Source organism: Burkholderia sp. SRS-25, assembly GCF_004343765.1.
In the GTDB taxonomy this organism is placed as follows: domain Bacteria; phylum Pseudomonadota; class Gammaproteobacteria; order Burkholderiales; family Burkholderiaceae; genus Burkholderia; species Burkholderia contaminans.
This window is the reverse complement of the sequence record NZ_PTXM01000009.1, coordinates 240,439-267,051: the sequence shown is the minus strand read 5'-3', so window position 1 is coordinate 267,051 and position 26,613 is coordinate 240,439. Positions and strand designations below refer to the sequence as shown.

At 68.8% G+C, this 26,613-nt stretch carries 22 protein-coding genes; 8 read left to right on the top strand and 14 right to left on the bottom strand.

Annotated features, from left to right (window positions below; translation table 11 throughout):
- Positions 1-159: 159 nt before the first annotated feature.
- The 5 genes from C5O79_RS14740 (at position 160) to C5O79_RS14720 (ending at position 4,676) form a co-directional block, all read left to right on the top strand.
- Positions 160-1,701, top strand: coding sequence for a PLP-dependent aminotransferase family protein (locus C5O79_RS14740; RefSeq protein WP_122478696.1), 1,542 nt, complete (start codon positions 160-162; stop codon positions 1,699-1,701).
- Between the two features lie 300 nt (positions 1,702-2,001).
- The gene (locus C5O79_RS14735; RefSeq protein WP_046546537.1) at positions 2,002-2,502 is read left to right on the top strand and encodes an Ohr family peroxiredoxin; all 501 of its coding nucleotides are present in this window, start codon (positions 2,002-2,004) and stop codon (positions 2,500-2,502) included.
- A 76-nt stretch (positions 2,503-2,578) separates the two neighbouring features.
- A complete protein-coding gene (locus tag C5O79_RS14730) occupies positions 2,579-3,580 on the top strand; it encodes a bestrophin family ion channel (protein ID WP_046546536.1) in 1,002 nt (333 codons plus the stop codon).
- A gap of 207 nt (positions 3,581-3,787) precedes the next feature.
- Positions 3,788-4,267: a carboxymuconolactone decarboxylase family protein gene (locus tag C5O79_RS14725; RefSeq protein WP_122478694.1), complete on the top strand. Its 480-nt coding sequence runs from the start codon at positions 3,788-3,790 to the stop codon at positions 4,265-4,267.
- A 4-nt stretch (positions 4,268-4,271) separates the two neighbouring features.
- Positions 4,272-4,676: a cupin domain-containing protein gene (locus tag C5O79_RS14720; RefSeq protein WP_046546534.1), complete on the top strand. Its 405-nt coding sequence runs from the start codon at positions 4,272-4,274 to the stop codon at positions 4,674-4,676.
- 299 nt (positions 4,677-4,975) lie between these two features.
- On the opposite strand, the gene C5O79_RS14715 is transcribed toward C5O79_RS14720, so the two are convergent.
- The 14 genes from C5O79_RS14715 to C5O79_RS14645 form a co-directional block, all read right to left on the bottom strand.
- The gene (locus tag C5O79_RS14715) at positions 4,976-5,860 is read right to left on the bottom strand and encodes a GNAT family N-acetyltransferase (protein ID WP_122478692.1); all 885 of its coding nucleotides are present in this window, start codon (positions 5,858-5,860) and stop codon (positions 4,976-4,978) included.
- Positions 5,861-5,941: 81 nt separating this feature from the next.
- Positions 5,942-7,129: a M20 aminoacylase family protein gene (locus C5O79_RS14710; RefSeq protein ID WP_046547303.1), complete on the bottom strand. Its 1,188-nt coding sequence runs from the start codon at positions 7,127-7,129 to the stop codon at positions 5,942-5,944.
- Between the two features lie 73 nt (positions 7,130-7,202).
- Positions 7,203-8,660 (bottom strand): aldehyde dehydrogenase family protein, encoded by a 1,458-nt coding sequence (locus C5O79_RS14705; protein WP_122478689.1) that lies wholly within the window; start codon positions 8,658-8,660, stop codon positions 7,203-7,205.
- Positions 8,657-9,934 (bottom strand): FAD-binding oxidoreductase, encoded by a 1,278-nt coding sequence (locus C5O79_RS14700; protein WP_122478687.1) that lies wholly within the window; start codon positions 9,932-9,934, stop codon positions 8,657-8,659. The genes C5O79_RS14705 and C5O79_RS14700 overlap by 4 nt, the downstream gene beginning before the upstream one ends.
- 133 nt (positions 9,935-10,067) lie before the next feature.
- Positions 10,068-11,393 carry an FAD-binding oxidoreductase gene (locus C5O79_RS14695; protein ID WP_046546530.1) on the bottom strand — a complete coding sequence of 442 codons (1,326 nt, stop codon included), beginning with the start codon at positions 11,391-11,393 and terminating at the stop codon, positions 10,068-10,070.
- A 2-nt stretch (positions 11,394-11,395) separates the two neighbouring features.
- Positions 11,396-12,130, bottom strand: coding sequence for a cupin domain-containing protein (locus C5O79_RS14690; RefSeq protein WP_047852909.1), 735 nt, complete (start codon positions 12,128-12,130; stop codon positions 11,396-11,398).
- Positions 12,131-12,250: 120 nt separating this feature from the next.
- Positions 12,251-12,700 (bottom strand): AraC family transcriptional regulator, encoded by a 450-nt coding sequence (locus tag C5O79_RS14685; protein ID WP_046546528.1) that lies wholly within the window; start codon positions 12,698-12,700, stop codon positions 12,251-12,253.
- Positions 12,701-12,723: 23 nt separating this feature from the next.
- On the bottom strand, positions 12,724-14,058 hold the full coding sequence (locus C5O79_RS14680) for an FAD-binding oxidoreductase (RefSeq protein ID WP_122478685.1): 1,335 nt from the start codon (positions 14,056-14,058) through the stop codon (positions 12,724-12,726).
- Between the two features lie 139 nt (positions 14,059-14,197).
- Positions 14,198-16,063: an ABC transporter ATP-binding protein gene (locus C5O79_RS14675; protein ID WP_047852910.1), complete on the bottom strand. Its 1,866-nt coding sequence runs from the start codon at positions 16,061-16,063 to the stop codon at positions 14,198-14,200.
- A complete protein-coding gene (locus C5O79_RS14670; protein WP_047852911.1) occupies positions 16,063-17,019 on the bottom strand; it encodes an ABC transporter permease in 957 nt (318 codons plus the stop codon). The genes C5O79_RS14675 and C5O79_RS14670 overlap by 1 nt, the downstream gene beginning before the upstream one ends.
- A gap of 30 nt (positions 17,020-17,049) precedes the next feature.
- Positions 17,050-18,003 carry an ABC transporter permease gene (locus C5O79_RS14665; RefSeq protein ID WP_039356237.1) on the bottom strand — a complete coding sequence of 318 codons (954 nt, stop codon included), beginning with the start codon at positions 18,001-18,003 and terminating at the stop codon, positions 17,050-17,052.
- A gap of 79 nt (positions 18,004-18,082) precedes the next feature.
- Entirely contained in the window at positions 18,083-19,666 is a 1,584-nt protein-coding gene (locus C5O79_RS14660) for an ABC transporter substrate-binding protein (protein WP_046546525.1), read from the bottom strand.
- Between the two features lie 705 nt (positions 19,667-20,371).
- Positions 20,372-21,910 carry a methyl-accepting chemotaxis protein gene (locus C5O79_RS14650; protein ID WP_131931424.1) on the bottom strand — a complete coding sequence of 513 codons (1,539 nt, stop codon included), beginning with the start codon at positions 21,908-21,910 and terminating at the stop codon, positions 20,372-20,374.
- Positions 21,911-22,107: 197 nt separating this feature from the next.
- A complete protein-coding gene (locus C5O79_RS14645; protein ID WP_122478679.1) occupies positions 22,108-22,776 on the bottom strand; it encodes a haloacid dehalogenase type II in 669 nt (222 codons plus the stop codon).
- Between the two features lie 466 nt (positions 22,777-23,242).
- Between C5O79_RS14645 and C5O79_RS14640 the strand changes: the two genes are divergently transcribed.
- The 3 genes from C5O79_RS14640 to C5O79_RS14630 all read left to right on the top strand — a co-directional run bounded on the left by C5O79_RS14640 (position 23,243) and on the right by C5O79_RS14630 (position 26,602).
- Positions 23,243-24,103: a GNAT family N-acetyltransferase gene (locus C5O79_RS14640; protein ID WP_046546522.1), complete on the top strand. Its 861-nt coding sequence runs from the start codon at positions 23,243-23,245 to the stop codon at positions 24,101-24,103.
- An 11-nt stretch (positions 24,104-24,114) separates the two neighbouring features.
- A complete protein-coding gene (locus C5O79_RS14635; RefSeq protein ID WP_105815628.1) occupies positions 24,115-25,041 on the top strand; it encodes a glyoxylate/hydroxypyruvate reductase A in 927 nt (308 codons plus the stop codon).
- A gap of 160 nt (positions 25,042-25,201) precedes the next feature.
- Entirely contained in the window at positions 25,202-26,602 is a 1,401-nt protein-coding gene (locus C5O79_RS14630; RefSeq protein WP_122478672.1) for an aspartate aminotransferase family protein, read from the top strand.
- The last annotated feature ends 11 nt before the right edge of the window (positions 26,603-26,613 follow it).

Sequence of the window (26,613 nt, the reverse complement as noted above, 5' to 3'; positions counted from 1 at the left end):
GCCGGATCCGGAGAAGGCGGCCATGTCCGTCGCATCGCGTGACCCAATTGTGGAAGAATCATGTCCTATCCATCAGTGCCAAGAATCGGCGATCGGACTAGTCCAAGCCGAATCCGATCCTGCGATCCCGTTGCTGCGCTCATTACCAGAGAGGCCGTGATGTCCACGCCCACCCTTCCGCTGACCATCGAAATCGACCGGCAGCACCAGTTGCCGCTCTACCTGCAGATTTGCGAGCGGTTCAGGGCCGCGATCGCCGCCGGCCACCTGCGCCCCGGCGACCGCGTACCCGCGCTGCGCGGCCTGGCGACGCAACTGAACACGGCGCGCGGCACCGTCGAACAGGCCTACACGATCTTGGTCGACGAGGGCTATCTGCAAATGCGCGGCGCGGCAGGCACGTTCGTCTCGCCGTCCCTGCCGGTCTCGCTCACCCGGGCGTCGCCTCCGCGCACCGGCGCACCGACGAACCGGCCCGGCGAACAGGCGGGCCTGCAGCGGGCGGCGGCCCCTGCGGCCTCGTCGATCCCGGCCGCCGACAGCCTGCCGCCGCGGCGCACGCAGCCGATCGCCGTCGCGCTGAGTGGCGAGCCGAGCCCGCTGCAACCCGGGCTCCCGGCGCTCGATGCGTTTCCGCGCAAGGTCTGGCACCGGCTCGTGTCGCTGCGCGCGCGCAGCGGCGAACGCGCGCTGCTCGGCTATCCGAATCCGGCCGGCTACCGGCCGCTGCGCGAACACATCGCCACCTATCTGACGCTGTCGCGCGGCGTCACCTGCGTGCCGGACCAGGTCTTCGTCACCGGCGGCTACCGCGCCACGCTGGAACTCGTGCTGCGCAGCCTCGCCCGGGCGAACGACCGCGTGTGGTTCGAGGATCCCGGCTATCTGCTCGCCCGCGGCTTCCTGTCCGAGACCGGCGTGCAACTCGTCCCCGTCCCGGTGGACGACGAAGGGATCGACGTCGCGCGCGGCATGGAACTGGATCCGCAAGCCCGCTTCGCGCTGGTCACGCCGTCGCATCAGAGCCCGCTCGGGCATACGCTGTCGCTGTCCCGCCGCATCGCGCTGCTCGACTGGGCGGCCACGACGTCGGGGTGGATCGTCGAGGACGACTACGACAGCGAGTTTCGTTATCTCGGCCGGCCGCTGCCGGCGCTGAAGAGCCTTGACCGACGCGATCACGTGATCTATTGCAGCACCTTCAGCAAGGCGATGTATCCCGGCTTGCGGCTCGCCTACGCGGTCGTGCCCGAGCGCGCGGTGGAGCGGGTCGAGCGCGTGGCATGCAGCATGAATGCCGGTTCGCCGCCCCTGCTGCAGGCTGCTCTCGCCGATTTCATCGAACAGGGTCACTTTGCGCGGCACCTGAAGCGGATGCGCGCGCTGTACGTCGAGCGCCGCATGCTGATCGTGCACGCGCTGCGGCAGGCGTTCGGCGAGCGGCTGATCGTCGAATTGCCGGTGGGCGGCATCCAGTTCGCGGTGCAGTTCACCGACGGGCCCGACGGACCGGTCGACGACGTCGCCGTCGCTGCCCGCGCGCGCGACGCCGGCCTCGCCGTCGTGCCGCTGTCGATCTGGTATATGAACAGCCACACGCGGCAAACGCCGCGCGGCCTCGTCATCGGGTTCGCGAACATCGTCGACGCGAACGAAGCGCAGCGTCACGCGCGAACGCTGCGCGCCTGCCTGGACCGCTGACGCGCGGCGCGCAACGGCGGGCGTCGCGTCACGCTCCCGATTGGTGCCCGAAGGGAAACATTGATTCGCCCGGAGCGGCCATACCGCCGCCGATCGTGCTCATCTAGCATGGAGCCGTCTTTTCCCGTAGACCCGCCAGGGATCGTGCCGCACCGGAAGATCGCCGCAGGGCGCGTGCGATCGTTCGCTCCACGCGTCTTTGGAGACGATATCTGCCCGGGGCCGCGCAGCCCCGTTCGCCACACGCTTCGACACACGACTGACCGGGAATCGAAGCGGCGCTGAACTCGAGCACGCATCATGGACGACAAGAAGCTCCAGGCCCCTCCGCTTTCCCTCCTCGACCGGTATCGGGGCCACGCGTTTCAGCCGCTCTATACGACGAGCGTCACCGTGACCGGCGGCGAGACCGGACACGGCCGCGCGTCGGGCGTCGTTCGATCCGACGACGGCTGTCTTGCCCTCGATCTGCGCCTGCCCGCCGAACTCGGCGGCCCAGGCGGCGGCACCAATCCCGAACAGCTTCTCGCCGCCGGCTACGCCGCGTGCTTTCACGGCGCGCTGAACCTGCTCGAGCAACGCGCCTGCACCGCGCCGGCCGAGACCGCCGTGGAAGTTCGGGTTGCGTTCGGCCGTGATCCGATGGACGGCGGTCATGCGTTGATCTTCGAGGTTCGCGTCCGGATGCGCGGCGTCGAGCGAAGCATCGCCGAAGAGCGGGTGCGCGCCGCGGAGCGCCTGTGTCCGTACGCCAAGATGGCCAGGCAAGGCGCCGTCAATCTCGTGACCGTCGTCGACTGACCCGGCCGCGCGTCGTGCGGCGCCGCCGCCCGCTGCGCGTGCCGCGACACGCTGAGTCCTCGATGAGGCCAAGGACATGCATCTCGGAAAATCCTACAAGCTGGCGGAATTCCTGATCTGGACGCGCTGGAAAGTTTACGAGCTCCTCGTTTTCGGGACCGTCCCGGTCGTTCTGTACACGTTCTTTTCGGTCAGATGGTTGTCGATCCCGCTGACGATCGTGGCGCTCCTCGGCACCGCGACGTCGTTCATCGTCGGCTTCAAGAATGTCCAGACGTACAACCGCGCCGCGGACGCGCTGGACATCTGGACCGGCATCCTGAGCAGGAGCCGTCGCTGGGGCCAGGTCGTGCAGGACTTCGTCGGCGACGAAGAGATCGCGCGAACGCTGGTCCATCGCCATCTGGCCTGGCTCACCGCGCTGCGGTACGACTTGCGCCGCCCGCGCGTATGGGAAAGCACGAACAAGCGCTACAACGCGGAATACCGCCGGTTCTATCGCGTTCCGGAGTGGGAAAAGGACATCCGCGAGCTGCTCCCTGCGTACCTGTCGCCGGCTGAAGCGGCACAGGCGTGCGCGGCCGCCTCGATCGCGACGTTCGTGCTGGGCCTGCAACGCCGCACGCTCACGACGCTGCACACGGCCGGCCGCCTCGATACGAGCTTCTACATGGACCTGCACAAGACGATCGGGGATTTCACCGACCTCCAGTCGCGCGCAGAGCGTTTCAAGAATTTCCCGTATCCGCGCCAGTACGCGACCGTCAGCTCGCTGTTCGTCCGATTCTTCTGCCTGTCCCTGCCGTTCGGTCTGCTGAACGAGTTCAACCGGCTGAACGACGGCGTGAGCGGTTTCATGCACGGCTACATGGTCTGGCTGGTGGTGCCGTGCAGTGTCGCGGTGTCGTGGATGTACACATCGCTCGACCAGGTCGGCGAAAGCACCGAGAACCCGTTCGAGGGCGGCGCGAACGACGTGCCCATCTCGACGCTGTGCGGCACGATCGAACGCGATCTCAGGGCGATGCTCGGGGAACACGCGGGCGCGCCGTGCGGCGACACGATCATCGCGCTGTAGCGAACCATGCGCCGTCCCGCTGCGCTCGAGACCGGCCGCGCCCACGCCCCCGACATGGATTGGTGCCGAAGCGGCAACAGAATGCGCACCTGCCGGGCACTACTGGCCCGCGGGGCCCGCGATTACGATGGTTGTCGGGCAGGCCGTGCGTGGGAGCGCCACATGCACGGCCGGCAGTAGCGATTCCACATCTCAGGAGAACGGAACATGACGCAACGTATCAACTACTTCCAGCAATCGCCGGAGCTGACCAAGAAGCTCGTCGAACTCGACGGGCTGTTTCAGAAGACGACGATCGAGACGCCGATCCGCGAGCTCGTCGAGATTCGCGCGTCGCAGCTCAACGGCTGCGCGTTCTGCGTCGACATGCACACCAAGATGGCAAAGATCCACGGCGAGCGCGAACTGCGCCTGCATCACGTCGCGATCTGGCGCGAGTCGACGCTGTTCTCGCCGCGCGAGCGCGCCGCGCTCGCATGGACCGAAGCCCTGACGCAGATCCCGTCGCACGGCGTGCCCGACGAGCTCTACGAACGCGTGCGGGGCCACTATTCCGAGAAGGAACTGTCGGATCTCACCTTCCTCTTGGGCGCCATCAACTGCTGGAACCGGCTGAACGTCGCCTTCCGCGTCGTGCCCGGCTCGTTCGACAAGATGTTCGGGCTCGACAAGGCCAACCTGGAGTAACGACATGAAACGCCTCATGCTCGCGCTTGCACCGCTCGCGCTGTCGCTCCTGGCCCCCGTTCAGCCGGCCGCCGCCGCCCCGCATGCCACGGTGACGCAGCTGACCACGGAGCCGTTGCCCGACTATCCGGGCAAGGAAGTGGAAATGATCGTCGTGGACTATCCGCCCGGGGCCGTCGACCCCGTGCATCGCCACGACGCTCACGCATTCGTCTACGTGCTCGACGGCAGCATCGTGATGGGCCTGAACGGCGGGAAAACGGTCACGCTCCATGCCGGCGACACATACCATGAAGGACCGGACGACGTGCACACGGTCGGACGAAACGCCAGCAGCACGAAGCCGGCGAAATTCGTCGTGATGCTGCTCAAGAACAAGGGCGCGCCGGTCCTTACCCCGGTGAAGTAGCGCGATCGCCGCCTGGGCCCGGCAACGCCGGGCCGGGCGCGCAGGCATCCCGGTGGCACGCGTGGCCGCGTGGCCGCGTGGCGAGCATGGGACGCCGCCAGGCAAAGCGCGATCGGGATTGCGCGCCGAGGCCATCGAGCGCGTGCAAGCACCCGACGGCCCCGCTCTAACGGCGTCCATCCTGCGCCAAACGACGCCGCAAGTTGACGGAATGCGACATCGTCCCGCCATGCTGCGGGGCCGCGCGCCGGTATCGCCCCGACGATCATGCGGCACCATCCCGCGGGCGTCGCCGCGGGCTACAACATCGCCTGGCTGACGAGTCCGTACAGTCCGCAGACCGGGTCGGCCGCCCCCTCGTGCGCCGCGGCCGGCGCGTTGCGCACCATCTTCGAACACGTATCGACCCGCGCCAAACCCTGTTCGGCCAGCCAGTCCGGCAAACTGGTGCCGTCCGGCACGTCGATGCGGACGAATTCGCCTTCCCGTTGCGTCAGCCAATGACTGACGAGCGCCTTCGCATACGCATCGTCGCTTGCGCGCGGTGCGGCCACCGGGCCGATCACGTCGCCGCGACCGAAGCGCCGCAGCACCGAAAATCCGACCACCTCGCCATCGCGTTCGAGCACGACGCTTTCGCCGCGCCGGAACAGCGCGGCCATCAACTCATCGCGCTGGAGGCCGGACGCGCGCGCGTCCAGTTCGACGAGGCGCGGCCAGTCGGCCGGCGATCCGGCACGCAGCCGCACGCCTTCGGGCAGGACCACGTCGGCCGGCCGCACCACGTTCCCCTGATACTGGCCCAGCGATCCGCACACGGTGAAGCCGAGCTTTTCATAGAGCGGCCGGCCGGCCGGCGTCGCATGCAGAAACGTGATGCGCGGCCCGAGCTCGTCGATGAGCATCTCCATCAGCTTGCGGCCGATGCCTCGCCCCTGATGCGCGTCGGACACGATCACATGCCCGATCGAGGCACGATCGGCACCGTACTTCCAGCACATCGCCGTGCCGATCACCACGCCGTTTTCCTCGGCCGCGAACGCGGTCGACGTGTCCGCGGAAAACTGCCAGTCTTCCGCCCTGAACGGCCAGCGAAGCGCGACGGTAAGGGCATGGGCCGCGGGGACGTCCGCGGCGGTGAAGCGCCGGTAGCGAAGCGCCGGCATCGTGTCGGAATCGTTCATTTCGTTGTCCTGTCTCTTCAAGCAATCGTTACAAAAGTGTCGTCGTGCACCACGGCCCGACTTCAATGCCGGCTGCGCGCATCATCGCGATCGCGCGAAGTAATGCTGGGCCAGCGCAACCCAGTACCGCACGCCGGCCGGAATGATGTCGTCGTTGAAATCGTATTTCGGGTGATGCAGCGCCGGCGCGTCCGCGTCGGCGCGCGCGTTGCCGATCAGCACGTAGGCGCCCGGCCGCTCTTCCAGCATGAAGCCGAAGTCTTCGGACGTCATGTTCGGCGGCACGTCGCGAGCCATGCGTGCGTCGCCGAACGTGTCGCGAATCACCGTCTCGCACAGCGCGGTCTCGGCCGGCGTGTTGACCGTCGCCGGGTAATACTGGAAAAATTCCACGTCGACCTGCGCGCCGTAGGCACTCGCCAGCGCCTCGCACGTGAGCCGGACGTCGCGCTGCAATTGCTGCTGCAACGCCGACGACAGCGTGCGGATCGTGCCGCGCAGCTCGGCGGTGTCGGGAATCACGTTGTCCGTGGTGCCCGCATGAAACATGCACACGGAAATCACCGCGGGATCGACCGGATCCTTGTGCCGCGCGGCGATCGTCTGGCACTGCAGCACCATCGAGCACGCGAGCGGCACGGGATCGATGCCCAGGTGCGGCTGCGCCGCGTGCGCGCCCTTGCCCGTCACCGTGATCCTGAAGCGCGAGCCGGCCGCCATGATCGGCCCGGTGCGCAACCCGAAATGGCCGGCCGGCAGCCCGGGCCAGTTGTGCATGCCGAATACCGCCTCCGTCGGGAACTGGTCGAACAGCCCGTCGTCGATCATCCGGCGCGCGCCCGCGCCGCCCTCTTCGCCCGGCTGGAACACCAGGTGAACGCTGCCGGGCAACTGCGGCAGCGCCTTCAGCACGCGCGCGGCGCCGAGCAGCATCACCGTGTGACCGTCATGGCCGCACGCGTGCATGATCCCGTGCGTACAGGACGCATGCGCAAAATCGTTGGCCTCCTGGATCGGCAATGCGTCCAGGTCGGCGCGCAGCACGATTCCGCGCGCCGGATCGGCGCCGGGCAGGCTCGCGACGACGCCCGTGCCGCCCAGCCCGCGCGACACCGCATAGCCGAGCGCTTCGAGCTCGCTCGCGACGACATCGGCCGTCCGGTGTTCTTCGAATCGCAGCTCGGGATGCGCATGCAGGTCGCGGCGCAGCTTCGCCCAGTGCGCGTGATGCGCTTGCAGCGAAGGGTCGGGAATGATGGGGTTATCCAGTTCCAATTTCGGCACCTGCGGAAAGTAAAAGCGTTCAGCCGTACTGCCGGCGCGATCGCGCGCGGCGGGCGTGTCAGTCGTAAAAGCCGACGATCGACTTGATCTCCATATACTCCTCCATCCCTTCGATCCCGTACTCGCGGCCGTTGCCCGACTGCTTGTAGCCGCCGAACGGCGCCTGCGGATCCCATGCCGGGTAGTTCAGATGTACTTGCCCCGCCCGGATACGCGCGGCCACCGCGCGGGCCTGTGCCTTGTCGGTGCCCTGCACGTGCGCGCCCAGCCCGTAGACCGTGTCGTTCGCGATCGCGACCGCTTCATCGACGGTGTCGTACGGAAGGATCGCGAGCACCGGGCCGAAGATCTCCTGCTGCGCGATCGTCATGTCGGTGCGCACGTCGGAGAAAATCGTCGGCTGCGCGTAAAAGCCGCGCGCGAGCCCCGCGGGCCGGCCAGGGCCGCCGGCGATCAGCTTCGCGCGTTCGTCGAGGCCCGCATCGATCATCTGCGCAACCCGCCCGAACTGTGCGCGGTTGGCAAGCGGCCCGTGCGTCGTGGCCTCGGCGAACGGATCGCCAACGACGAGCGTGCGCGCCGCCGCAGCAGCCAACTCCTCGACCGCGCCGAGCACGTTGCGCGGCACGATCATGCGGGTGGGCGCACTGCACGACTGCCCCATGTTGCGGAACGCGGCGGCCACGCCCGGCGCGATCGCGCGCGACAGATCCGCATCCGGCAACACGAGGTTCGGCGACTTGCCGCCCAGCTCCTGCGCGACACGCTTGACGGTCGGCGCCGCCGCCTGCGCGACCAGCACGCCGGCACGCGTCGATCCGGTGATCGACACCATGTCGACCTCCGGGTGCGACGACAGCGCGGCGCCCACCGTGTCGCCGCTGCCGCTCACGAGGTTGAATACGCCGGCGGGCACGCCCGCATCGGCGATCACTTCCGCGAACAGCAGCGCGCTGAGCGGCGACAGCTCGCTCGGCTTCAGCACGACCGTACAGCCGGCCGCGAGCGCCGGCCCGACCTTCGCGGTGATCTGGTAGATCGGCCAGTTCCACGGCGTGATCAGCGCGCATACGCCGATCGGCTCGCGCACGACCGCGGTCGTGCCGCGTTGCCTGACGAACGCGTAGTTCGCGAGGTTGTCGCGTGCGACGCGGATATGTTCGGCCGCGAGCGGGACGTGCGCGCCTCGGGCATAGCCGATCGGCGCGCCCATTTCCATCGCGAGCGCCGTGGCGAACAACTCGGCGCGCTCGAGCATCAGCGCATGCACACGGTCGAGCAACGCGGCGCGTTCCTGCGGTGAAGTCGCGGACCAGCGCTCGAACGCGCGGCGCGCGGCCTGCACCGCGCGGTCGGCGTCGCGCGCGCTGCCGAGCGGGATCTCGCCCAGCGTGTCTTCGGTGGACGGGCTGACGACCGCGAATCGGTCACTGCCGTCGGGCAACACCCAGTCGCCGTCGATGAAGAAACGATCGAGCCTGCCGGCTTGCATCAGGTGAACAACAGGGGAATTCATTGGAGGGAGTCCTTGAGTCGATACCAGGCGCCGACGAACGGCAGGAACCACGGTTTGCCGAAATGCCCGGGAATGGCCGGCCAGTCGAAGCCCCGCCACGGGTTGAGCTCCGCGCGCCCGTCCATGATTTCGGCCATCAGCGTGCCCATCAGCGTGGCCATGTGCGTACCGTGGCCGCTATAGCCCATCGAGTAGTAAACGCCGTCCCGGTCGCCCGCGCGCGGCAGCCGGTTGGCCGTCATGTCGACCATCCCGCCCCAGCAATAGTCGATGCGCACGCTGGCCAGCTCGGGAAACACGGCGGCCAGTTGACGCCGCAGGATCGCGCCGCTCTTTTCGTCCGAACGCGGGTTCGACGTCGCGAACCGCGCGCGCCCGCCGAACAGCAGACGGCCGTCGGGCGTCGTACGGAAGAAGTTGACGAAGTTCTTCGTGTCGGTGGCCATCCGGCGCGTCGGCAGCAGGCGATCGAGCAGCTCGCGCGGCAACGGCTCGGTGACGATGATGAATGCGCCCACGGGCACGACCCTGCGGCGAATCCAGCCGAACGGCCCGACGTGCGAAATGCCGCTCGCGAGCAGCACCTGGCGCGCACGAATCTCGCCGCGCGGCGTGCGGACCGCATACGCGCCGCCCGTTTGCCGCTTCAGCCCCAGCACCGGCGCCTGCTCGACGATGTGCGCGCCGCGCGCCTGGGCCGCGCGCGCCAGGCCGCGCACATATCGGCCGACATGCATCCCCGCGCTCTTGCCGAACAGCAGCCCGCCGTGATAACGATCCGAGCCGATCTCGTCGCGCAGCTCGGCCTTCGTCACGAGGCGCGTGTCGGGGTCCACGCTCGCCGCGAGCAATGCGTGGCTGCGCGCGAGCTTGTCGTAGTGCTCGGGTTTCGCCGCGAGCTTCAGCTTGCCGGTACGGGCGAAATTGCAATCGATCGACTCTTCCCTCACGAGCCGCTCGACCGTGTCGACGCCCGCGTCGAACGCGAGATAGAGGCGGTTGGCCAGCTCCGTGCCGAGGCGCTGCGACAGCGACGCATAATCCTGCGCGAAGCCGTTGTTGCACATGCCGCCGTTGCGGCCCGACGCCGCCTGGCCGACGGTGCCCGCCTCGCAGACGATCACGCGCGCGCCCTTCTTGGCCAGCGCCAGCGCGGCGGCCGAACCGGTGATCCCGCCGCCCACCACCAGCACGTCGCAGTTGCCGTCGGGCAACTCCGGCGAGTGGCTCACGAATGGCTCCGACGTATCGAGCCAGTACGAACTGAAACGCATCAGGCACTCCCAAGCTGTCGCATCGCACTGCCGGGCCGGCGAACGTCCACCGCACCGATCCGGCCGCTCGCGGGCGGCCCGGCTCGATGCGCGTCGGATACAGGCGGCCTCTCATCCATGCAACGGCGCTGCATCAGAAATCGGCGACCTTGCCCCACGCGGATTCGCTGAACCGGCCGGGCCGGTACGGCGTCGGGTCCACGAAAGGTTGCGCACCGGACGCCAGATCGGCGATCAGGTGCCCGGCGCCCGGGCCGATCCCGAAGCCGTGACCCGAAAAACCCGCCGCGAGGATCAGGCCCGGCACGCCCGGCACTTCGCCGATGCCCGGCACGCCGTCCGGCGTGCTGTCGACGAACCCGGCCCACGCGTGCGTGATCTTCGCTTCGCGCAGTTCGGGCAACAGTTCGGCCGCGCGGCGGTACGTTTCCGAAACCGTCGACATGTCGGGCTTCGGATCGAGAATGCGCACGGCTTCCATCGGCGTCGGCGCGTCGAGGCGCCAGTGCTTCAACGTTTCGTGGCCGCCGCGCACGCCTTCGAGGCCGCCCGGCGCCAGGTTGCGCCAGCGTTTCGCGAACATCGGCACGAATTGCGGCGCGAAGCGCAGGAACTGCGGCGTCAGGTCCACGCGCGCGCGGCCACTGATCGCCAATGCGTAGCGTCCGTCGCTGCGGCGCGTGATGGACACGCCGGACGTGTACATCGCATCGGGCAGCGGCGTTTCGACGGGCGACACGCTCAGGATCGACTGACGGATCGACGCCTGCGGAAACCGGATGCCGAGCTGGCGGCAGAACGACGACGCCCAAGCGCCGCCGGCCATCACGACCGTTCGGGTCTTGATGACGCCGGCCTCGGTGACGACGCCCGCGACGCGGCCGCCTTCGAGTTCGATGCCGCGCGCCGCGCAGTGCTGGTGGACACTGCCGCCCAGCTTCATCAGCGCGGCGGCCACGGCCGGCGCGGCCTTGCCCGGATCGGCCGTGCCGTCGGTCGGCGAGAATACGCCGCCCTTCCACTGCCGCCCGGTCGCCCGACCGCGCTCGGCGGCCTGCTTGCTGTCGAGCATGTACGTGGTCACGCCTGCCGTCTTCGCGAATTCGCCCCAGCTCGCCCAGCGGGACAATTCGGCTTCGTCATTGCTGAGATACAGCAGCCCGCAGCGATGAAAGCCGGTGTCTTCTCCGGATTCGGCCGCGAATCGTTCCCACAGATCGATGCTCTTGCTGGCCATCGGCAACTCGCGTTCGTCGCGATTCTGCTGGCGGCACCAGCCCCAGTTGCGGCTCGACTGTTCGGCGCCGATGCGCCCCTTCTCGACGAGCGCGACCGATATGCCGCGGCGGGCCAGGTAGTAGGCGGTGAAGACACCGATGATGCCGCCGCCGATCACGACGACGTCGGCCGCGGCCGGCGGCGTGGACAAGGTTTCGATATGGCGCAGCGGAGGGGACATGCTCACTCTCGTTCGGTAGAGGGTTTGACGTTCTGCATCACGTAGAACTTCGCCACGCGTTCGCTGCTTTCCCACCCGATCGACGCGCCGCGCGGCACGAACAGCGCGTCGCCGGTGCCGAGCGACTGCACGCTGCCGTCGGGCGCCGCGAACCGGACGCCGCCGTCCAGCAGGAACATGAACTCGTTCGCGCGATGCGGCCGGACGATCCGGTGATACGGCGTCGAATCCCATGTGCCCGCGCAGTACCCGGCGCCGTCGTCGGTGAATACGTTGTCGCTGCGGCATTGCGGCGGGGGGCCGAGCAGCACCTCGGCCGGCAGTGTGGCGGACGGTTTGAAGTCCGCGTCGGCGTGCAGCGCGAAGACGCCGCGTTTCGTCGGTTGCGCGCACGCGGCCGCGCAGAACATCAGCAGCACCGTCGATTGCGCGGCGATGCGCAGCGCCGTGCCGCCGCCGATGACGGCACCCTGCCCCGGGCCGACCACCAGCGGTGCGGCCCCGGCCGCTTCGAGCGTCAGCTCGCCCTGGACGACGACGAGGGTTTCGATGTGCGGAAAGCTCGCCACGTCCAGTTCGCCGGCAAAGCCGATGCGCCCCGCGGCCATCGCGTCGGGGCCCTCCCACGCGATCTCGCGATGCGACGCGAACGGATCGCTCGCGCCGAACGCCTGCTTGCGGAACGCGGTGGAAGACGGTGCGCCGTCGGCCCGGTGCAACACGAAAACTGCGGTCATTTCTGCTCCTGTGCAGTGCGTGACGGATTCGTTCGAAAGCGGTCACGCGATATCGGAAATCGTCGTTCGCCGGCGCTTCTGCCGGACATCCTCAGCGGGGCATGTCGTCCCTGCCCGTGCTTACGCCGCGTGACACGACGCATCGCGGCGTTCGCTGCGCAGGCGCGCCGATGGCGCTCGCATCGGCGCGCCGCCCGTGCGGGCGACCACGTAATCGCGCGGCGTGATCCCGAGCGCGCGCCGGAAATGCCGGCACAGATGGCTCTGGTCGAAGAAGCCGACGTCGGTCGCGACGACCGACGGCGCGAGACCGGCGCGCAACAGGTCCTGCGCACGCCGCACGCGCACGAGACACAGATAGCGGTGCGGCGACAGCCCGGTTTCGCTGCGAAAGCGCGCGGTGAAACGCGACACGCTCAACCCGGCCACCGCCGCGAGCGTGTCCAGGTTAAGCGGCTGCGCGAACGACGCGTCGATCGTGCGCAGCACGTCGCCGATCGCCGGCGACACGGGTTGCGCGACACGCAGCGAGCCAGCGGAGCCAACCGAGCCAACGAATTGCACTGTCATATCGAAATCTCCCGGCGCTCGCTTCAATGCAGGAAATCCTGCATCCGGTAATACGCGCCGACGAGCGGCAGGAACCACGCGTGCCCGAAATGGCCGGGTATCGCCGGCCATTCGAGCTCGCGCCACGGGTTCGACGCGGCCGCGCCATACAGCACGTCGGCCATCACGCGGCCCATGTGCACCGACATCTGCACACCGTGGCCGCTGTAGCCCATCGAGTAATAGAGCCCGTCGTGCTGGCCTGCGCGCGGCAGCCGGTCGGCGGTGATGTCGACCAGCCCGCCCCAGCAGTAGTCGAGCCGCACGTTCGCCAGTTCCGGGAAATAGCCGGCCATGCCCGCACGCAGGATGTCGCCGCTCTTCGCATCCGAGCGCGGGCTCGACATCGCGAAGCGCGCGCGGCCGCCGAACAGCAGCCGGTTGTCGGGCGTCACGCGGAAGTAGTTGCCGATCTGGCGCGACGTGACGTAAGCGCGGCGATGCGGAAACAGCCGGTTCAACTGCGCCTCCGGCAGCGGCTCGGTCACGACGATGAAGCTGCCGACCGGCGCGATGCGCCGCCGGAACCACGCGAACGGCCCGTGCTGCGATGCGCCCGTCGCGACCAGCACGCGATCGGCGACGATCGTGCCGCGGGCGCAAGCGATCCGGTGGCGCTCGCCGTCGAGCCGGTCGAGCTGCGTGACGGCCGCGTGCTCGTAGATACGGGCGCCGGCTCGCACGGCCGCCTGCGCGAGCCCGACGCCGAACTTGCCCATGTGCATCTGCGCGCCGTTGCGCTGCAGGAGGCCGCCGTAAAAGCCGTCGGACGCGATTTCATCGCGGATGCGCGACGGCTCGATCAGTTCGATGTCCGGATCGACGTCGCGCCGCAATGCGTCGAAAGTCTTTTCGAGCCCGGCGAAATGCTGCGGCTTCGCGGCCAGCTTCAGCTTGCCCGCGCGCCGGAAATCGCAGTCGATCGCCTGTTCGGTCACGATCGTCTCGACGCTCTTCACCGCGCTTTCGTACGCGCGATAGAACTGCTTCGCCTGCGCGGCACCGATGCGCGCGGCCAGCGACGCGTAGTCCTGCGCGACGCCCGTATTGCACTGGCCGCCGTTGCGGCCCGATGCTTCGCCGGCGATCTGCGCGGCTTCGAGCACGACCACCGAGACACCGCGCTGCGCGAGCGCGAGCGCCGCCGACAAGCCGGTGAAGCCGCCGCCGATCACGACCACGTCCGCGCGCCCTTCGACCGGCCCTTCGCTGCCGGCGCGAAACGCGGGACGGGTATCCAGCCAGTACGATTCCAGTTTCATTGGGTCCTTCTTGTGCATGCCGGCAACGACGATCGGCGACCGTTCAATGAGAATCATTTAATCACCGTCAAAAACCGCAGTTGCCGCGTATTCGCGCGCGGCACGCATACAAATTGCCGTTTTGCGCGACCGCCGCAGCAGACTATGCGGCGGCCTGTTCACCGCACCGCGCGATGAAACATTCGCGCGCCACGCACTACAGCTGCACCGTCACTCCGCCTGCCGGCACCGGCTCCGCCTGGAACCGCGCGAGATCTTCTTCGCTGCGATGGCACAGCACCTGCGCGCCGTTCCCGAGCGTGCGCAGCGACGGGGCCGTACGGTTGCACACACCGTCCACGCGCATCGCGCAGCGCGACAGGAACGGACACAGCTCGGCCTCGTTCTCGCGCTCGCCGATCGGCACCAGCGGCCGGTGGCAGCGCTCGGCCGCATCGTCGAGCCAGCCCGCGCGCAACTCCGGCGCGGACGACACCAGCAAATGCGAATACGGGTGATAAGGCGGCGCGCACAGCGCGTCGCGGCTGCCGGTTTCGACGCGACGGCCCGCGTACAGCACGACGATGTCGTCGCTGATCGCGCGCACCTTCGCGATGTCGTGCGTGATGAACACGTACGACACGCCGAGCTTCGCCTGCAGGTCGCGCAGCAGGTCCATGATCGCGGCGCCCACCACGGTGTCGAGTGCCGACGTGACTTCGTCGCACAGGATCAGGTCGGGCTCGGCCGCGAGTGCACGCGCGAGGTTCACGCGCTGCTTCTGCCCGCCGGACAATTCTCCGGTGCGCCGCCCGGCCACCGCCTGCGGCAGCCGCACGAGTTCGAGCAGCTCCGCGACGCGCTGCCGCGCCCGCGCACCGCGAATCCCGTGATAGAACGCGAGCGGCCGCGCCAGCGTGCGCTCGACGGTATGCACGGGGTTGAGCGCGGTATCGGCGTTCTGGAACACGATCTGCACGCGGCGGTGCTGCTCCTTCGAGCGCTTCCCGATATCGAGTGCGAGCGGCTCGCCGTCGAGCAGGATCTGCCCGGCCGTCGCCGGCACGAGGCCCGCGATCACCTTCGCGAGCGTCGTCTTGCCGGAGCCCGATTCGCCGATCACGCCGACCGTCTGCCCGCGCCCGATGCGCAGGTCGACTTCGTGCAGGATCAGCTTCGCGGGCCAGCCCTTCGCGGTCCGGCCGCCGTAGCCGGCGACCGCGCCGCGCACGTCGAGCAGCGGCGCCGGCGCGGCGGGCGCCGCTTTCGCATCGCGTTCGGCGTCGGTCGGCGTCACCGCCGCGATCAGGCTCTGCGTGTACGGATGCGCGGGCGCATGCAGGATCTGCTCGGTGCCGCCCGTCTCGCGGATCACGCCGTCGCTCAGTACGACGATGCGATCGGCCATCTGCGCGACCACGGCCAGATCGTGCGACACGTACACCGCACTCATCCCGCAGCGCCGGATCACGCTCTTGAACGCCTGCAGCACGTCGATCTGCGTGGTCACGTCGAGCGCGGTGGTCGGCTCGTCGAGGATCACGAGCTCCGGATCGGTGATCAGCGCCATCGCGGCCATCAGCCGCTGCAACTGCCCGCCCGACACCTGGTGCGGATAGCGCTTGCCGATCGTCTCCGGCTCCGGCAGCGCGAGTGCGCGGAACAGCTCGACCGCCTTCGCCTGCGCATCGCGCTTCGTCATCGTCTTGTGGATCAGCGCACTCTCGATCACCTGGTCGAGAATCGTGCGCGACGGGTTGAATGCGGCGGCCGCGCTCTGCGCGATATACGCGACCTTGCGGCCGCGCAGCGCGGTCAGTTCCTGCGCGGACAGCGTGCACACGTCCGTGCCGCCGAGCTTCACCGAGCCGCCGGCGATCCGGCAGCCGGTGCGTGCGTGGCCCATCAGCGACAGCGCGATCGTCGTCTTGCCGGAGCCCGATTCGCCGATCAGCGCGAGCACCTCGCCGCGCCCGATGTCGAAGTCGACGTCGTGGACGATCGTCGTTTCCGCGCCGCCCGGGCGGCCGCCGACCACGCGCAGCCCGCGCACCTCGACGAGCGGAGTCGATTCATCTCGCATCAGTGTTCTCCCGCGGCGGCAGCCGCGCCCTTGCGGCGGCCGCGATGCGGCAGGCCGTCGATCAACAGGTTGACGCCCACCGTCAGGATCGCGATCGCGACCGCGGGCATGATCGCGACGGCCGAACCGTCGCCGAGGCTCGCGATGTTCTCGCGCACGAGCGAACCGAGATCCGCATACGGCGGCTGCACGCCGAGCCCGAGAAAGCTCAGGCCGCTCAGCAGCAGCACGACGAACGTGAAGCGCAGCCCGGTGTCCGCCAGCATCGGATGGATCATGTTCGGCAGCATCTCGACGCATGCGATGTACAGCGCGCTTTCACCACGCGCCTTCGCCACCTGCACGAATTCGAGCGTGCTGATGTTGACGGCCAGCGCACGCGCGATCCGGTACGAGCCCGGCATGTAGCTGACCGCGGCGGTGAGCACCAGCAGCGGCAGCGACGAGCCGAACGCGGCGACGAACATCAGCGCGAACATCTTCGACGGAATCGACGTGAGCGCGTCGAGCAGCCGGCTCATCGTCTCGTCCACCGCGCGGCCGGAGACCGTCGCGAGCAGCCCGAGCGTCGTGCCGGTCGCCGCGGCGAGCAGCACCGCGGCGAGCGCGAGCAGCACGGTGAGGCGCGTGCCGTACAGGATGCGGCTCAACATGTCGCGGCCGAGGAAGTCCGAGCCGAACGGCAGCTTCGCGCTGAACGGCGCGAACACGTCCGGCGTGACGATCGTGCCGACTTCGTGCGGCGCGAGCAGCGGCGCGAACACCGCGACGAACAGCATCAGGCCGACCATCGACAGGCCGACGCGGCCGCCGGTCGTCAAGGCGATACGCACGGCGCGGCGCTTGCGCGGCTGGTCGGGGGCGGGCGCGGCAGGCGGCACGCTGCCCCGCCCCAGGGGCGGGTCGCCGGATGGCGGCAGCGCGCTGCTGCGTTGAACGGGTTCGATCGGTTGCATGGGCGGCATCTCGGAAGGAAGGCGAAACACTCAGGTGCGCAGTCGCGGGTTCGACACGATCGAGCACAGGTCGGCGAACAGCACGAGCGTCAGGTACGCGACGCAGAAGATCAGCGTGCACGCCTGGACCAGCGGGAAATCGCGGTTGCTGACGGCGTCGACCATCAGGCTCGCCAGGCCCGGATAGTTGAAGATCGTCTCGACGACGATCACGCCGCCGAGCAGATACGACAGGCTCAACGCGATCGCATTGGCGATCGGGCCGATCGCGTTCGGCAACGCATGGCGCAGTACGACGCGTGCGGGGCTCGCGCCCTTCAACACAGCCATCTCGACGTACGACGCGCTCAACTGCTCGATCACCGCGGCGCGCGTCATGCGCGCCATCTGCGCGATCACGACCGCGCACAGCGTCAGCACCGGCATCGCGTACGCGCGCAGGAAGTCGTGCAGGCTTTCGATCGGGCCGCCGTACGACAGCGCGGACAGCCAGCGCAGCTTCACCGCGAACACGAGCACGGCGACCGTCGCGATCAGGAATTCCGGCGTCGCGACGAGCGACAGCGTGCCGAGGCTGATCACGCGATCGACCGCCGACTCGCGCTTGACGGCCGCGAGGATGCCGAGCAGCAGCGCGATCGGCACCGACACGGCGGTCGTGATGGCCGCGAGCGCGAGCGATTTCGGCAGGCGTGTGCCGATCAGCTCCGACACCGGCATGTCGCCGGAAAACGAGCGGCCGAAATCGCCGTGCAGCAGCCCGGTGAGCCAGTGCAGGTAACGCACGTGCGCCGGCATGTCGAGGCCGAACTGCTGGCGCAGCGCGGCGACCGTCTCCGGCGTCGCCGACTGGCCGAGCGCGGCCTGCGCGGCGTCGCCCGGCAGCAGGTTCGTGATCGTGAAGATGATCGCGGACACGATCAGCAGCGTCAGCGCGGTGACCGCGATGCGCCGGCCGATCAGGCCGATGAGAATTCGGTTCATTGAGCGGCACTCCCGAAAAAACCGCGCGTGGCCGGCGCGGTGATCCGCACCGGCCGCGCGACGGCGGCCAGCCACAACGTCATGCGTTCCACCACACGTTCTCGGCGAACGTGAAGCCCATCATCGGCCCGGTCGGGATCGAACCGAGGCCTGCGAGCCGCTTGTCGTAGCCGTCGAGGAAGCTGATGAACGCGGGAATGCCGACCCGGCCCTGCTGCGCGACGATCACCTGCATGTCGCCGTACATCTGCTTGCGCTTCGCGTCGTCGGTTTCCGAACGCGCGGCGAGCAGCAACTGGTCGAACTTCGCGTTCTTCCAGCCCGACTCGTTCCACGGCGCATCCGACTTGAAGAACTGCGTGAACAGCACGTCGGCGCTCGAGCGCGGGTTGATGTTGCCGAAGGTGAGCGGGTGCTTCATCCAGTGGTTCGACCAGTAGCCGTCGGGCGACGCGCGGTTGACCTGCAGGTTCAGCCCGATCTTCTGGCCGGCCTGCTGCAGCAGCACGGCCATCTCGATCGACCCGTTCGCGTCGGACGTCGCATAGATCGGCGGCAGCGTGGCGCCGAGCGCGCCCGCCTTCTGGAGCAGGAACTTCGCCTTGTCCGGATCGTGCGCCCGCTGCGGCAGCGACGCGTTGAAGTAGCGATGCCCCGGCGGAATCGGCTGGTCGTTGCCGATCACCGAGTAGCCGCGGAACACCGACGTGCGCAGCTGCTCGCGATCGAACAGGTACTTCATCCCTTCGACGAAATCGGGACTCGAGACGATCGGGTTGTCGCTGCGCATGATCAGGTCGGTATAGAGGCCCGACTTGGTTTCCTTCAGCGCGTAGCCCGGCGTCGACGAGACCCGCTGCGTCGAGCGCGGGTCGATCGCGTTGATCAGGTGCACGTCGCCCGACAGCAGCGCGTTCAGGCGCGCGGCGCTGTCGCTGATGCCGATCAGCTCGATCTCGTCGAGATACGGCTTGCCCGGCTTGAAGTAGCTGTCGTTGCGCACGCCGACGGTCGACACGCCCGGCTTGAACGTCTTCAGCTTGTACGGGCCGCAGCCGATGCCGGTCGAGAAGTCGGTCGTGCCGTCCTTGACGATCACGAGCTGCGGCGTCGCGAGGATCACCGGCAGGTCCGCGTTCGCGCTGGTGAGCGTGAGCGTGACTTCGTCCGGGCCGCTCGCCTTCGCGTCCGCGAACTGTTCGGCAAGCGTCTTGACCTTCGACGCGGTGGCCGCGTTCTTGTGGCGCATCAGCGAGAACACCACGTCGGCCGGGCCGACCGGCTTGCCGTCGTGGAACGTGACGCCCTTGCGCAGCTTGATGATCCACGTCTTCGCATCGGTCGTCTGCAGCGATTCGGCGAGGTTCATCTGCGGCGTCAGGCTCGCATCGAGCTGCGTGAGGCCGCTGTAGAACATGAAGAAGCGCGTGTAGTCGGCGCCCGTCGAGCCCTTGGCCGGGTCGAGCGTATCGGCCGTCGAGCCGGCTTCGTTCGCGACCCGGATCTTGCCGCCGCGCTTCGGCGCGGGCGCGGCGAATGCAGCGCCGGGGGTCATCAGCAGTCCGCCGGCGCCGGCGGCCATCATGCCGCCCGCCGCCATGACCTTCATCATGTCGCGGCGCGTGATGCCGCCCTTGCCGCCATTGTCGATATCGTCGCTCATCCGAACTGCTCCTGACTGTGGGAAGTAGGTCCAAGGGTCCAGCGTGGTTGTTCAGTCCCGCTGCGCCCGCTTGCTGGTGGCGGGCGCGACGTCGTACACATGCAATTCATTTAAGCATCGCCAAAATGCGGTTTGTCGCGATTCGGGCGCCCCGCACGATACGAATCGACCGTTTTGGGTGCCCTGCGCAGCATGATTAGCTGCGTGCGCGCACGTGTCGCCGTGTGCCCGGCGGCGCGTCGCGGCGGCTGCCGAACCCGTGTCGATGCAGGAAATCGTAAGGCCGCAGCCGCCGCAGATTGCGCCGACAAAATTGCCCGTTCGGCATCCGGCGCGCGTTTGGCTCGCGCAAACCGCACGTTTGTGTCGAATGCGTGCGCGCCTGCCGACGACGGCCGAAACGAGCGGTGCATCGCGGCAGATCGCCGCCCGCACGCGCGTCGGCGGTGGGGATCGCGACGGTACGCCGCGCGGGAAAGGTCAGAAGAATGCCGCTCGATCGGAACGGCTTTGGGGGAAGACGGGCGGATGACGGGTCTGCCCGGAAACCGGGCCCGTGCAGCCGTCAGGAACCGCGCCGCCAGGCGGCGACGCGTCCATCACCGGCACATCACCGGCATGTCGGCGCGCACGCCGGGCGTGTGCCGGCGTGGCGTGACGGCGGCGGGGGTGATGCGCTGGCGGGCAGTGAGCGGCGCGAAGCCGTCACGCAGCGAGCCGGAATACCGATACGGCGGCCCGCAGGCGCGCCGCCTGCTCGTCCAGCGACGACGCGGCCGCGGCCGCCTGCTCGACGAGCGCGGCGTTCTGCTGGGTGACTTCGTCCATCTGCGCAACCGCCAGCCCGATCTGTTCGATGCCGGTGCTTTGCTCGGCCGATGCCGCCGAAATCTCGCCCATGATGTCGGCCACCCGGTCGATCGACCGGACGATCTCCGTCATGCGCTCGCCGGCCGTCTCGACGAGCCGGCTGCCGCTGCCCGCCCGCTCGACCGACGCGTCGATCAATCCCTTGATGTCCTTCGCGGCCGCGGCGCTGCGTTGCGCGAGCGAGCGGACTTCCGATGCGACGACGGCGAACCCGCGCCCCTCCTCGCCGGCCCGCGCGGCTTCCACCGCGGCATTGAGCGCGAGAATGTTGGTCTGGAACGCGATGCTTTCGATGACGACGGTAATGTCGGCGATCCGCACCGACCCGTCCGAAATCTGCCGCATCGTTTCGACGACCGCCTGCACGGCGGCGCCGCCGAGCTCGGTCGCATCCTTCGCCTGGGCCACGAGCGCATTCGCCTGCCGCGCGTTGTCCGCGTTCTGTTTGACCGTGGACGTCATCTGCTCCATGCTCGCGGCCGTTTCCTGCAGCGACGCGGCCTGCTGCTCCGTGCGCTGCGACAGATCCAGGTTGCCTTGGGCGATCTCGCCGGTGCCGGTGGCGATCGAATGGGTCGTGGTCTGGATTTCGGCGATGGTGTCGGTCAGCCGCGCCTTCATGTCGCCGAGCGCGACGAGCAGGCTGCCGGGCGCAGCATGCGCCGTATCGAACTGCACGTCCAGTTCGCCGGCGGCGATGCGGGCGGCGATCTGCGTCGCATGCGCGGGCTCGCCGCCCAGCGTGCGCCTGACGCTGCGCAGCACGCCCCATGCGATGGCCGCGAGCGCCGCGGCGATGACGAGCGTAATCGCGCCCAGCACCGTCGCGAGCCGCGCAAACGCCGCGTTGATGTCGTCGTAGAAAAATCCCGTGCCGATCCACCAGTTCCAGTCCGGAATCGCGACCACGCCCTGCAGCTTCGGCTCCAGGTCCGCGTCGGGGCTGCGCTTGATCAGCACGTCGACGAGCGCGAAATGCGACTGCGCCATGCCCGCGCGGTACGCCTCGCTGTCGGTCAGGCCGCTGGTCGTGCGGTTGCCTTTCGCGCGCGTGCCGATGAATTTCGCGTTCGGGTGGACCAGGTTGACGCCGTCCGACGTCGTGACCCAGAAGTAGCTCTTCGAATTCGCATTGAGCGCCGCCAGCGCGGCCTTGGCCTGCTGCTGCGCCTGCTCCTGCGTGAGCGTGCCGCTGGTCTGCATCGCGCGATACGAATCGACCAGATGCTCGGCCTTGGTCAGCAGAATGACGATCTCGTCGCGCCGGCTGTCGATCAGCGCGTCGCGCAGCGTGTGCAGCGACAACGCGGCGAGCAGGACGACGCCGAGCAGCGCCGCGGCGACGAGCATCAGCAGTTTGGTGGACAACTTCATGCGGGGCCTCGAAAGATTAACCGTTCGGTACATATATCGGCCCGCAACGCCGCCCCTTGAACCGCTCAATATCGGTAATTACCCTTGTTTCGTGCGCTGATCGAACGCGCGACGGGTCGCGATGCCCGCTGGCGGCATCGCGGCCGCGTCCCTTCCCGTCCCGTCGCGGCGATCGGCAATCCGCCGGCGCAGGCGGCTTACAGCCCGAGTTGCGTCGCGAGCTGGCCGATGTCCGACACTTCGTAATAGTTGTAGAACGGCGTGCCCGGCTCGTGGCCGCGGTTCACGAACGCCTTGTGTTTGATCCCGAGATCCTCGGCCGTCATCAGGTCGTAGCGCAGGCTCGACGACACGTGCAGCACGTCCTCCGGCTTGCAGCCGAGCTTGTCGAACATGTACTCGAAGCCCTGCATCCGCGGCTTGTACGATTGCGCCTGCTGCGCGGTGAACACCGCATGGAACGGCGCGCCGAGCTTGTCGACGTTGCTCATGATCTGCTCGTCCATCGCGTTCGACAGGATCACCAGCTTGTACTTCGACGCCAGCCGCGACAGCCCGGCCGGCACGTCCGGGTGCGGGCCCCACGTCGGCACCGCGTGATAGAAAAGCTCGGCCTCGGCTTCGTCGAACGGCACACCGACCCGCGCGCAGGTGCGGCGAACCGCGTTGACGACGACGTCGCGATACGGCTTCCATGCGCCCAGCACCTCGTCGAGCCGGTAGGCGGCGAACGCGCGCACGAAGGCTTCCATCGTCGCCGGCGACAGCCGGTCCGCATAGATTTCGCGCGCCGTCTCGGCCATCCGGAAATGGGTCAGCGTGCCGTAGCAGTCGAAGGTGATGTACTTCGGTTCAAACTGGATCATGGTGACGTCCTGTCGGTGTGAAGCCCCGGCAGGGCCGGGGATGGGCTGGGTTTAACGAAATTGAATCAGGGCAAAAAACCGTTCGCGCATCGTTCGGCGCCGCTCAAAACGCACAACCGCCGCAAGTTGCCCGGCGCATGCAGCACGATCTGCGGTGCGATCGGGCGCGGCGCGGCGAGGCCGGCCGGTGGCGCCACGCTACCGCGGCGCGCTCGCCTGCCGGTGCGGCCCTCCGGCGGGCGGCAGCGCCGCCGTGCATTGATCGTAGAGGCGTTCCCACAGCAGGCGTGGTGGAATTGATCGGCCGCGCCGGCACGATCGGCGCGTTCGTCCGCGTCGAACGAATGGGTTTGCGTCGATCTCGCGGGCGCGCCCGTCGGCGCCCGAAAACAGGCGAATCGTCCTATCCGCGCCGCAACCGCGCTGGCAGAGTGAATGCGTCATTTCCACCCATCCGGAGTCCGGCGTGTCCGACCTCAACCCTTCCCGCACGCTCACCTATCGCCCGTTCGCCGAAAGCGACCTGCCCGCCGCCCATCGACTGTCGGAGGCGGTCAAGTGGCCGCACCGGCTCGAGGACTGGCGTTTCGTGCTCCAGCTCGGCGGCGGCTTCGTGGCCGAAGACGAGACCGGCGTCGTGGGTACCGCGCTCGGCTGGCGTCTCGGCGAAGCGCACGCGGCGCTCGGCATGCTGATCGTGTCGCCCGAGCGCGCGGACGGCGGGATCGATCGCGAACTGCTCGCCCGTGCGCTCGACAGCTTCGGCACGCGCACCGTCTTTCTGCATGCGATGCCGGAACGCGAGCCGCTGTACGCGGCGTTCGGATTCGAGCCGATCGATACGATCGACCAGCACCAGGGCGCGGCGTTCCGGCCGCCGCTGATCTCGCTGCCGCCCGGCGAGCGCCTGCGCCCGCTCGGCACCAACGACGGGCCGCGCCTCGCCGCGCTCGCCACGCGTGCGGCCGGCTACGAACGCGGCGCGGTGACCGACGCGCTGCTCGACGTCGCGAACGGCATCGCGCTCGATCGCGACGGCGAGCTGCTCGGCTTCGCGCTGTTCCGCCGCTTCGGCCGCGGCCATGTGATCGGCCCGGTGATCGCGCCGGATGCGCGGCGCGCGCAGGCGCTGATCAGCCACTGGCTCGCGCTGAACGAAGGGATGTTCGTGCGGCTCGACTTGCCCAGCGACAGCGGGCTGTCCGACTGGCTGGAGGGCCTCGGGCTGCCGCGCGTCGATACCGTCGTCGCGATGGCGCGCGGCGCCGTGCCGGTGGGTGATCCGGCGCTGCGCGCGTTCGCGATCGTGAGCCAGGCGCTCGGCTGAGGGGCACGACGATGAGCTTCCTGTACAAGGCCGACCCCGTGCGCGGCGCGCAGTGGGCTGCGCGCTTCGCGCAACGCGCGCCCGATCTGCCGTTCCGGATCTGGCCGGACATCGGCGATGCCGCGGCCGTCCGCTACCTCGCCGCCTGGCAGCCGCCGGACGACCCGGCCGCGCTGCTGCCGAATCTCGAAGTCGTGTTCTCCGTCGGCGCCGGCATCGACCAGTTCGACCTGTCGCGCGTGCCCGCGCACATCCCGGTCGTGCGGATGATCGAGCCGGGCATCGTCGAAGGGATGGTCGAATACGTGACGCAGGCCGTGCTGACGATCCATCGCGACCTGTTCGACTATGCGGCGCAGCAGCGCGAGCAGGTGTGGCACGAGAAACCGGTGCGCGCGGCCGCGTCGCGGCGCATCGGCGTGCTCGGCCTCGGCACGCTCGGCCAGGCCGTGCTCGACACGCTGCGGCGTTTCGGTTTCCCGTGCGCCGGCTGGAGCCGCACGCCGCGCACGCTCGACGGCATCGACTGCTACGCGGGCGATGCGGCGCTCGACGCATTCCTGGCGCGCACCGACATCCTGATCTGCCTGCTGCCGCTCACCGACGACACGCGCGGCCTGCTCGGCGCGCGCGTGTTCGACGCGTTGCCGGCCGGCGCGTCGCTCGTGCAAGTGGGGCGCGGGCCGCAACTGGATGCAGCCGCGCTACTCGCGGCACTCGCGAGCGGCCGCGTCGACAGCGCGATCCTCGACGTCACGGACCCCGAACCGTTGCCGGCCGGCCATCCGTTCTGGGCCCATCCGCGCATTCGCATCACGCCGCACATCGCGAGCGCGACGCGCCCCGACACCGCGGTCGATGCGGTGCTCGCGAACCTCGCCCGCCATCGCGCGGGACAGCCGATGATCGGCGTCGTCGATCGCGCGCGCGGCTACTGACGTCCATGTCCGGCCGCACGGGGCGCGCAGCAGAAAATGCCGAAGCGCCCCGTGCAAACGCCGCGTGCGTACGTTTCGGGCCGCAAATTGAAAACGCATGCGCACGGGTCGCCCGGTAGCATGACCTCACCGCTGACACCTGACGAGAGTCCCGCCTGCCATGAACCAAGCCGCGCTGATCGAAGCTGATCGTCAACACCTGATCCACCCCGTCGTCAACTACCGTACGCACGAGGCGCGCGGCGTCACCGTGCTCGAATCCGCGGAAGGCGTATTCCTGCGCGATGCCGCCGGCCATACGCTGCTCGACGCGTTCTCGGGCCTGTGGTGCGTGAACGTCGGCTACGGCCGCGACAGCATCGTGAAAGCCGCCGCCGACCAGATGGCCAGGCTGCCGTACGCAACCGGCTATTTCCATTTCGGTTCGCAGCCCGCGATCGAGCTCGCCGAGCGGCTCGCCGCGCTTGCGCCGCCGTCGCTGAATCGCGTGTACTTCACGCTCGGCGGCTCGGACGCGGTCGACTCCGCGGTGCGCTTCATCACGCACTATTTCAACGCAACCGGCCGCCCGTCGAAAAAGCACATGATCGCGCTGGAACGCGGCTATCACGGCTCGTCGTCGATCGGCGCCGGCCTCACCGCGCTGCCGGCGTTCCATCGCCATTTCGACCTGCCGCGTGCGGACCAGCACCATATTCCGTCGCCGTACCCGTACCGCAACCCGCTCGGCGACGATCCGCAGGCGCTGATCGCCGCGTCGGTCGCCGCGCTCGAAGCGAAGGTCGCCGAACTCGGCGCGGACAACGTCGCCGCGTTCTTCTGCGAACCCGTGCAGGGCTCCGGCGGCGTGATCGTGCCGCCGGCCGGCTGGCTGAAGGCGATGCGCGACGCGTGCCGGCGCCTCGGCATCCTGTTCGTCGCCGACGAGGTGATCACCGGCTTCGGCCGCACGGGGCCGCTGTTCGCCTGCGAAGCCGAACAGGTCGATCCGGACCTGATGACCGTCGCGAAGGGGCTGACCGCCGGCTATGCGCCGATGGGCGCGGTGCTGATGTCCGACGAGATCTACGAAGGGATCGCGGGCAGCCGCACCGAGTCGGCCGCGGTCGGCCACGGGCATACGTATTCCGCGCATCCGGTGAGCGCGGCGATCGGCCTCGAGGTGCTGAAGCTCTATCACGAAGGCGGGCTGCTCGCGAACGGCCAGGCGATGGCGCCCCGCTTTGCCGCCGGCCTCGACGCGCTGCGCGCGCATCCGCTCGTCGGCGACGCACGCTCGGTCGGCCTGCTCGGCGCGCTCGAACTGGTCACCGACAAGGCGCACAAGACGCGCTTCGATCCGGCGCTGAACGTGCCCGACAAGATCGCGGTGGCCGCCTATGCGAACGGCATCATCTTCCGCGCGTTCGGCGACGGCGTGCTCGGCTTCGCGCCGGCGCTGAGCTTCACCGCGGGCGAGTTCGACCTGCTGTTCGAACGCGTGCGCAAGACGCTCGACGACGTGCTGGCCGACGCGGGCGTGCAGCGCGCGCTCGATGCCGCGCACGCGCAGCCGGCCTGACGGGCCGAGGG